The organism is Blautia faecis, from assembly GCF_027662325.1.
GTDB classification, from domain to species: Bacteria; Bacillota; Clostridia; order Lachnospirales; family Lachnospiraceae; genus Blautia_A; species Blautia_A faecis.
In genome coordinates this window covers 1-1,289 of sequence record NZ_JAQDKY010000105.1, presented here as the reverse complement: position 1 = coordinate 1,289, position 1,289 = coordinate 1, and the positions used below count along the sequence as shown (strand labels likewise).

Sequence of the window (1,289 nt, the reverse complement as noted above, 5' to 3'; positions counted from 1 at the left end):
GAAGAGAACACTGTGGATCCGGAAACAGGACTGACACTCGGTGAAGTGTTAGAACAGGCACAGGAACAGGACCTGGATCTTATGGAAATGGAAGAAGGGGAAACTGCATCTTTTATTGCCACATATGCTTCTACCACAACTGATGTCAGTGTAACACGCGGAAGCTGCTATTATTACAGTGACTATGATCTCGGCTCTTATCTGACCTATAAATATACCGTCAGCTTTAACAATGTAACAGCAACTGCCTATTGCATTCAGCCGTCTAAGAGTAGTCCAGGGGATGGCGTATTTAAGATTACCAGACTGGGAGATGGAAAGAAACTTGCCAAGGTCTGCTACTATGGTACAAAAGCGTCCGGGGTAAATGGTTTCTTTAAAACAGAGCATCCGGATTTTTCCGCAGGAAAGCAGTTTGTAATTACCCACCTTGCAGTATCATACGCAAGTGGAAGTGACGATGCATTTTCCGGCGCAAATGCAAATGGCCAGGCACTTGCTATGGAATTATATAACTATTGCATGGCTCAGCCGGAGATCCCAGATGTAGCCATGGCGTTTTCCAATCCGAATGTGACCGCTTACATTGACGGAAGTGAGCAGCGCACAGAAGAAATCAAGTTTAAGGCAGATACCCTGCAGAACATTACCATGAAGCTTCCGGCCGGTGTGGTATTTCATAACGTGGATACCGGTGAAACAAGCGAAGGTGGTGCTAAGGTAAAGGTATATGGTGGAACAACGTTTTATCTATCCGCACCCCTGAATCAGGCCACAGCCGTTGCGGGTTCCTGGAAATCCACTATGAAGGGTTATATTACGAAGGATTTTTCCGCATATAAAGTAACCACAGGTACTGATACCCAGAACCTGGCCCTGGTATTCGGCGAGGGTGTGGACGATGAGAAATACGTGGATTTTTCCGTTACCTGGCTTCAGCAGGCGACCATTGAAATCATTAAAAAAGACAGAGGTTCCAATGCCCTTTTAGCTGGCGCGGTTTATGGCGTGTATGGCGATGAAGCCTGCCAGAACCTGATTGTGGAAATGCCTCCGACAGATGAAAACGGAGTTTCTTCTGTTACCATTGATAAAACACAGGATGTGGTTTATTTAAAAGAAATCACAAGCCCTGTCGGATATCTTGTGGATGCCACTGCCCATGATGTGACCCTTGTCATGGGAAGCAAAGTTACCATGGAACTGCTGGATGATGAGAAAAAAGCTTCTCTTACCGTCTATAAAGAGGGTGAAGTTTTAACAGGTGCAGATGTAACGGATGAAAAGGT

General features: G+C 45.6%; 1 protein-coding gene. It reads left to right on the top strand.

Annotated features, from left to right (window positions below; genetic code table 11):
- Positions 1-12 precede the first annotated feature (12 nt).
- The coding region (locus PGQ38_RS19310; protein ID WP_330674553.1) for a thioester domain-containing protein at positions 13-1,289 on the top strand (1,277 nt) is incomplete at its 3' end.